The organism is Candidatus Desulfolinea nitratireducens (genome assembly GCF_982879505.1).
The window spans coordinates 1-8,547 of sequence record NZ_CEYOSI010000157.1 but is presented as its reverse complement, the minus strand read 5'-3'; the positions used below and the strand labels follow the sequence as shown (position 1 = coordinate 8,547).

The following is an 8,547-nucleotide window of genomic DNA, read 5'->3' as shown; positions in this document are numbered from 1 at the left end:
TCATGGTTGTTTTTACCTGTAAGTATAGGTTTTATTGGCAATTTGAAGGTTTTTTTTCGCATAAAACAAAATTGTATCATGGAGCTATGAAAGTGATTAAATATAGGCAATATTTGTCATAAAAAAGCTAATGACAAATATCAAGCATCTTGATGACAGTAAATACTAACGAAATAATGCCTCCTATTCTATACTTTAATCAGTGTTGTGCAGGGCAGCACTTTTTCTTTTCTATTCTTTATTAATATATTTGGTTATTGTGAAATCTACTATTTGGGTTCTGGCTTTTTATGAATGCATACAAAGACGTATTTATTATTTGTAATCGTAGTCATTGTTGCAAGATCCTTATATTTTGGCATGTATTGAGGAGCAAAAATAGTATGTTGAATAAGCATGCAAAATTTGCTCCTTTTGTGTTTTTTAACAAATTAACCCTGTGGAATACTTATTGAGAAAACCTTTAATCCGAGGAGGAGAAACTTATGACCGTATTAACGCTTGAACTACCGGCCATGTATGGTGACCATCATGTTGTCGAAGTTAAGCGCCTATTGATGGATCTGGATGGTGTAGAAGAAGTATATGCCAGCAGTGGTTTCCGTGCTGCTGAAATTACCTATAACTCCAAGAAAGTCAAAAAGGCAGATATTACCTCTACACTTGAGAAGGCCGGTTATATTGGTGAATTACCCATCCCCGTTGAGGCAGGAGAGCCATTATATGGCCGGAAGAATGGCGATTCGACTTATAGGCACACAGCTGCCCTTGGAGAAATGGCTACAGCCAATGAGGTCAGCTTTACGCAAGAAGTAAATTACGGCGGGCGCCCGTTATGGCCTTGCCCAGGTATGAAACCTGTTACCGGTATGGATGAGGAAGGGTAAGGAGAGAATTATGGCTAAAAAACAACGAACACCCCAGGAAAAAAGTATAGATCCCGCAGCCCAAAAAATGCTCATTCGGGCCGATGAACTAGGTCTCGAAACAGCATTTTCTCGCGCAGATAATATGGCTCCCTGCAATATTGGTGCGGCTGGTCTGTGCTGCAAATTATGTGGTATGGGACCCTGCCGAGTAACCAAAGATGGTCAGACCGGGGTTTGTGGTGCAACCATGGATACTATCCAGGCCAGAAATCTGGGTCGATCGATTGCTGCCGGAGCATCGGCCCATTCAGATCATGGTCGTGATATGGCCTTCACCCTAAAGGCAGTTGCCAATGATGAAACCGAAGGATTTGTTATCCGGGATGTTGCCAAGCTGCGGAATGTAGCTGCTACTTACGATATTCCCATTGAAGGTCGCTCACCAAAAGAGATCGCCAATGAGTTGGCAGATTTGTTCATCGCTCAATTCGGTTCGCAAGTCGGGCCAATTGTGCCGCTTAAACGCGCTTCACAGAAACGCCAAAAGATATGGGCAGATCGAAAAGTACAGCCCCGCGGTATTGATCGTGAAGTAGTGGATATGCTCCACCGCACTCATATGGGCGACGATCAGGATTACGAACATATCATGGAGCAAGCTGTACGCACCGCTCTGGCTGATGGTTGGGGTGGCAGCATGATCGGCACCGATGTTTCAGATATTTTGTTTGGCACGCCGGCACCCGTCCATGGTCAGGCCAATCTGGGTGTCTTGAAAACAGATATGGTCAACGTAGTTGTCCATGGGCACGAGCCGACCCTTAGTCAGATGATCGCTGCAGCAACCCAGGACCCAGAGATCATTGCATATGCTAAAGCTGCCGGAGCAAAAGGTGTCAACCTTGCCGGTATTTGCTGCACAGCCAATGAAATCCTTGTCCGACAGGGCGTACCGGTTGCGGGCAACTTCCTGCATCAGGAACTCTCCATCCTCACCGGTGCTGTCGAAGCCATGGTGGTAGATGTGCAGTGCATTATGCAAGCGTTGGTTAACCTTGCTGAAAATTTCCATACAAAGATCATTACTACCTCATCTAAAGTAAAGATCAAAGGTGCTACACATATGGAATTTGATGAGCGTCATGCCATGACCATAGCTAAAGATATTCTAAAAACAGCCATTGATAATTTCAAGGAACGTGGTGCAACTCACATTCCTGATGATAAACAGGATCTGATCCCTGGTTTCTCTCACGAATATATCAACTATATGCTGGGTGGATCCTACCGCGCATCCTTCCGCCCGCTTAATGATGGGATCATCTCCGGACGTATCCGTGGTGTAGCGGCTATTGTTGGTTGTAATAACCCTCGTAGTCAGCAGGATTATTTGCTTACCCATGTAGCTGAAGAATTGCTAAAACAAGATGTCCTGGTAGTTGAAACTGGCTGTGGTGCAATTGCTGCGGCTAAGAAAGGTCTCCTGTTAGGTGAAGCTGGCCTTGACAAGGTTGGTCCGGGCCTGCGTGAAATTTGCGAGGCTGTCGGTATTCCGCCAGTATTGCATATGGGGTCATGTGTTGATAACTCCCGCATCCTGACCGTGCTTACTCAAATGGTTGAGGAAGGTGGACTCGGCGATGATATCGACCAGGTTCCCGCCGTTGGTTTGGCCCCTGAGTGGATGTCTGAAAAGGCACTTGCCATCGCCACGTACTGTGTGGCCTCGGGTGCTTACGTGATCTTTGGTGGTTCTTCCCCGGTAGGGGGAATGCCAGACAGAATAGATGAAAGCGATATTGTTTTGAACTACCTCAGCAAAGGATGGGAAGAAGCCTACGGTGGAAAACTGGAGTTCATCCCCGATCCCGATGAAATGGTTCGCGCCACATTGGCACATATCGATAAAAAACGAGCCGATTTGGGCCTGCCAGAATATGATCCAACTCGTTTTGGAAAGAGCGGCGATACCCGCATGTTAGAACTTGAGAAACTTCCTCTTTCGGAACGCCGAGAATCAATCTACGGCGTTGCAGCGGACTAGGAGAAGATAAAAAATGTCAAAATATATTGCAACTCGCGCCATTCGTGGTGCTAACGCACTGGTTATAGAAGCAGAAACAATGCTTCAGAGGGCGCTATCAGAAAAAGGTCCCGACACCATAGTCGAATTCCCAAATACGGCTTATTTTTTACCGACCATTTTTGCAATGACCGCCATGGAAATAGAGACGCTTGGCCAGCTCGGAGAAGCACTGAATCACGCTCGTTCACTCCTGCATCCCGTACCCGCCGAAAATCACTGGACGCCATATTTGGGAGAAACCCTGGATAGTGGTATGGCTACCCTCCTGGCCGCCGAAGTGATCGAGGCCATTCGCTTTGTTTACGGATTACAACCCGAACCTTTCCCCGGAATTGAACTGACCGGTGGCACCGCCTATCCTCAGCTTGATAACGGCGGCGGGCCGGCCGGACATCTGAACGGACCGATTGATGATATTCAATTGCGCTCCTGGGGTATCCAGTTGGTAGACGGTCGTATGCCCGGTTTTGCGGCTATAGTTGGTGCGGCAAAAAACAATGAAACAGCCGTCAAAATTGTCCGTGAGCTACAGCAGAGAAATATTTTGGTCTTCCTCTCTGGCAACGTCAATGGTCGCAGTATCATTCACCAACTTCAGGAAGAGGGTGTTGAACTCGGCTACGATACCTATACGATCCCCTTTGGGACTGATACGATCAGTGCGATTTACGCGCTGGGTTTTGCCGCTCGTTCGGCACTAACTTTCGGCGGAATTGATGCAGGCCAGGCACGCGATATTCTCCTCTACAACAAGAAACGCGTTTTTGCCTTTGTGCTGGCTTTGGGCGAGGTTGACGATCTAAAATACGCGGCAGCGGCAGGGGCGATCAACTTTGGTTTCCCGGTCATCGCTGATACTGTAATTCCCGAAATTTTGCCAACAGGCGTAACTGATTACGAGCATGTGATCTCAATGCCCTTTGACGAAATCGAAGGCGCAGATGATCTGGAACGCGCCGAACGTTTGGTGCAGAAATGCATCGAAATACGCGGCGTCAAGATCAAGATGACCGAAGTTCCGGTTCCGATCCCTTATGGCTCGGCATTCGAGGGAGAGGTCGTCCGTAAAGCTGATATGCGCGTCGAGTTTGGTGGAAAATACTCGCGCTGCTTTGAGTATCTGCAAATGCGTGATATGGATGAAATTACCGATGGCGTGATCGAGATCGTTGGTCCCAACTTTGACGATGTCAAGGATCAAGGATCGATGGACCTCGGTATTGTCGTCGAAGTGGCTGGACGTAAACTGCAGGAAGATTTTGAACCTGTTCTTGAACGCCAGATTCACTACTTTGTAAATGGTGGTTCGGGGCTGCAGCATATTGGACAGCGTGATATCACCTGGATCCGTATTTCCCGAGAAGCTACCGAAAAAGGATTTACACTGGAACATATTGGCACAATTCTATATGCTCGTTTGCATGCAGAATTTGGTGCCATTGTTGATAAGGTCAAGGTCACTTTGTACACCGAGCCAGATCAGGTGACCGAGTGGATGGAAAAAGCCCGCGAAGCTTATGACTATCGTAATAAGCGCCTGGCAGATCTGACCGATACGGCCGTGGATGAATTCTATTCCTGCACCCTCTGTCAATCCTTTGCTCCTAACCATGTTTGTATCGTCAGCCCTGAGCGCCTCGGACTTTGTGGAGCTTATAACTGGCTGGACTGCAAGGCCTCCTTTAGCATCAATCCCACTGGCCCCAACCAGCCGATTCCGCTTGGCAAACTCCTTGACCAAGAAATTGGTTACTGGTCAGGAACGCTCGATTACGCCAAAGTCGGTTCTCATGGTGTTGTTCAGGACATTTCCATGTATTCCATCATGGAAAACCCGATGACGGCCTGTGGCTGTTTCGAATGCATTGTCATGTATGTCCCTGAGGTGGAGGGTGTCTTCATTGTCAGCCGAGAAGATACTGGTATGACCCCCATCGGAATGAAATTCTCCAGTTTGGCGGGCATGGCTGGTGGCGGTATGCAAACCCCGGGCGTGATGGGCATCGGTAAATTCTATTTGATCAGCCCCAAATTCATCTCAGCTGATGGTGGTTTCAAACGCGTCGTCTGGATGAGCGCCAACCTCAAAGAAAGTATGCAAACCGAATTCCAGGGTGTGGCAGACCGGGAAGGCATTCCTGATCTGATTGACCGGATCGCTGACAGCAATTCAGTTACGACAGTTGAGCAATTGGTCGAATGGGTGAAAGAGAAAGACCACCCCGTGTTGGATCTGGGCCCCATGGTTGCTACATCCGCTAAAGTTGATGGGGCCGATGATGTTATCGCCCAGGCAGAAGCGGTAGTGGATGCTGTATCTGCTCCCAAGGTAGAAGCACCGAAAGCTGAGGCTGCGAAACCAGCTCCTGTTGAAGTTGCTCAGGTTAAAGAAGCACCTCCTGCCCATGCAACACCTCCCGCTCCCCCCTCCGCCCCCGCGGTATCCGGTTCGATGGAAGAGCGTGTTGATCGTCTGGAGCGTTCCGTCAAAACCCTGATCGGTTCTCTGGTCGGGGCATTGGCAGAACTTGGTGATGTGGACGTCCCGCAGATCCCGGCTGCTCCAAAAGTGTTTGCTCCTGTTGAAGCAGCACCTGCCCCAGCAGCCAAACCTGAAATAACACTTGCTCCTGATAAACCCTGGCTTGCCGAGGGTACCAAAACGGAGATTCTCAAAGAAAATTGGCCTGGCTCTGTCCGCGAAGTCAAGCTTGGCGCCACTGCCGCTGATGGTGGTACTCGTACCAGTGTGATTACAGTTGGCGGTCAAAATGCAATGCCCTTCATGGATTTTGAAGGTGCGATGCCCAATAAACCTGTGATTGCCCTTGAGATCAAAGATCGTCGCCCTGACGACTGGTCAGAATTACTGCTCAAGGAATGGGGCGATGCAATGAACGACCCCGGAACCTGGGCTAAAGCCGCAGAGAAAGCTGGCGCAGATCTGCTTCAGATGACTCTCTCGGTGACCGATGCCGATGGTAACCCAACCAAACCGGATGCAGCCGTTGCAGCAGTTCGCAAAGTGCTTGAAGCATCCGGATTGCCCCTGATGGTATTTGGCCCCGGACAGGTTGATATTGACAATGAATTGATGGTGCCGATTGCCGATGCTTTCAAGGGTGAGAGATTGCTTCTGGGCCTCTGCGAAGATAAAAATTACCGCACCATTGTAGCCTCTGCGATGGCCAATGGTCATCTGGTCAATGCGCGCACTGCCATGGATGTCAACCTGGCGAAACAGCTCAATATTTTGATCAATGATATGGGCCTTCCCTTGGAACGCATCATCATGGATCCGACCACAGGCGCGTTGGGATATGGATTTGAATATGGCTATTCTGTCATGGAGCGTTTGCGTATGGCTGCCCTGCAGGGCGATAGCATGACCCAAATGCCGATGCTCGTTACCCCCGGCGAAGAGTGCTGGAAAACAAAAGAGGCAAAAGTCGGTGTGGATGTCCCCGAATCCTGGGGCGACTGGCTTGAGCGCTCCATTACCTGGGAAACATTGACCTCGGTCATGCTGCTCGAAGCAGGCGCAGATATTCTTACCCTGCGACACCCTGAAAGCCTGCGGCGCACACGCGCAGCTATTGAAGATTTGGCAGGATAATGCTAGTTTAGAAAAATCTAAACACTAAGGACACCAAGAAGCACGAAGAAAAACCTTTGTGACCTTTGTGTTTAAAAAAACGGAGATAAAAATGGCACTATCAGGTATTGAAATCTATAAAATGCTTCCGAAGACCAATTGCAAGGATTGTGATTTTCCAACCTGCCTGGCCTTTGCGATGAAGCTGGCAGCAAAGCAGGTGGAATTATCCTTATGTCCACATGTAAGTGAAGAATCAACGGCCTTGCTTTCAGAAGCTGCTGCACCTCCCGTGCGACCCTTCGCGCTCAAATCGAATGGCTATGAAGCCAAAGCCGGCAGTGAAGTGGTCCTGTTTCGCCACGAAAAAACCTTTTACAGCCGCCCGGGGCTTTTCCTGCGCGTTTATGATTCACAAAGCGCTGAGGAGATCAAAGCCAAAGTTTCTCCGGCAGATGCATATATGGTCGATTATGTCGGCATCGAGCTTGAGATGGGTGGATTTGTCATCCAGGCTGATGGCGGCGATTTTGGAAAGGCTGTCAGCACGGTGCGTGAGATTAGTCAGCGCCCATTGATACTCATCGGCGAAGCAGACCAACTCAAAGCAGGCCTGGCCGCGATTAGTGGTGACGAGAAAGTCATGTTGGGACACGCTACAGCTGATAACTGGGAGGCGATGGCGGCCCTGGCAAAAGAGTATGATACCGCACTGGCTATTGAAGCTGATTCTGTTGATGCAATGGTGGATTTATCCGAGAAAGTGCAGGGAGCTGGCGTCAAGGATCTTGTGCTTTCGCCCACCCAACGTGGCTTCCGCGGTACACTGACAGCCAATACAGTATCCCGGCGTATGGCCCTCAAGAAAAATTTCCGGGCGCTGGGTTACCCGATCATCAGTTTCCCCGGAGATGTTGGGGATGCCTCGACTGAGGCTACTCTGGCCGCGCAAGCCATTGGAAAATATAGCGGTTTCATCGTGATGGATAATTTCTCCCCGGAAACAGCCTACGCCCTTTTGGTATTGCGCGAGAATATTTATACAGACCCACAAAAACCGATCCAGGTCCAGCCAGGCATATACGAAATAAACGGTCCTGGTCCCGATTCACCTGTCCTTGTGACCACTAATTTCAGTATTACCTATTTCAGTGTTGCCAATGAAGTCGAAAGCTCCGGAAATCCTTCCTGGCTGTTGGTAACCGAAGCCGAGGGTATGAGTGTACTGACTGCCTGGGCAGCCGGCAAATTTGATGCAGAGGTGATTGCCAAAGACGTCAAACGGTTTGAAGTTGCCGATAAAGTCACCACGAAGAATATTGTCCTCCCCGGCCATACAGCAGTGCTCTCTGGCGAACTAGAAGAGGAACTCCCTGATTGGAACGTGCTCGTTGGACCGCGCGAAGCTGTTGATATCCCGGCCTATTTGAAATCTTTGGTCTAAGATAGTAGGTGCTTTATACCAGGTATCAAATTAGAATAAATTTGATACCTGGTACTTAAATCTCCCAATCCCTAAAATGGCTGAACACATTGTAAAATTCGATATTTCATCTGAGCCTGTCACAGTTCCCACAGGGACGCTGGTCTCCGAAGCCGCTGATAAAGCTGGCATTGAGATCAATCAGCCTTGCGGAGGGCAGGGCCGTTGTGGGCGTTGTGCCGTCATCGTTACCGAAGGCGATTCGAGTATTCGTCGTCGCAGCACCTTGCGTTTATCCTCTGAAGATGTGGCAGCTGGCTATGCTTTGGCCTGTCAGTCAGTCATTGAAGGGGATACCGAGATCACCATACCCCCTCAGGAAAAAATCCAGCGTCGGTTGACCACCGATCGAACTGTAGGCAAAGTGGTGATCCCTGCTGGTTACGATCCTCAACTGAGTCAAAGTATTCGCCGCGTCAAGCTCACCTTGCCGCCTCCCAGTATGGATGACCAGACTGACGACTGGAGCCGTTTACAGACAGCTTTGCGTAAACAGGCCGGCGTGACACAGCTA

Annotated in this window: 5 protein-coding genes; all 5 read left to right on the top strand. The window is 49.3% G+C overall.

The annotated features are described in order from the left end of the window. Window positions 1-485 precede the first annotated feature (485 nt). Window positions 486-887, top strand: a complete 402-nt coding sequence (locus AC3DOM_RS12910; protein ID WP_487919460.1) for a heavy-metal-associated domain-containing protein — start codon at window positions 486-488, stop codon at window positions 885-887. A 10-nt stretch (window positions 888-897) separates the two neighbouring features. After that, on the top strand, window positions 898-2,913 hold the full coding sequence (gene cooS, locus AC3DOM_RS12905) for an anaerobic carbon-monoxide dehydrogenase catalytic subunit (RefSeq protein WP_487919459.1): 2,016 nt from the start codon (window positions 898-900) through the stop codon (window positions 2,911-2,913). A gap of 13 nt (window positions 2,914-2,926) precedes the next feature. Continuing rightward, complete coding sequence (gene acsB / locus AC3DOM_RS12900) at window positions 2,927-6,571, top strand: acetyl-CoA decarbonylase/synthase complex subunit alpha/beta (protein ID WP_487919458.1); 3,645 nt, start codon at window positions 2,927-2,929, stop codon at window positions 6,569-6,571. A 91-nt stretch (window positions 6,572-6,662) separates the two neighbouring features. Then, complete coding sequence (gene acsC / locus AC3DOM_RS12895; RefSeq protein WP_487919457.1) at window positions 6,663-7,994, top strand: acetyl-CoA decarbonylase/synthase complex subunit gamma; 1,332 nt, start codon at window positions 6,663-6,665, stop codon at window positions 7,992-7,994. Between the two features lie 76 nt (window positions 7,995-8,070). Beyond that, the coding region (locus AC3DOM_RS12890; RefSeq protein ID WP_487919456.1) for a 2Fe-2S iron-sulfur cluster-binding protein at window positions 8,071-8,547 on the top strand (477 nt) is incomplete at its 3' end.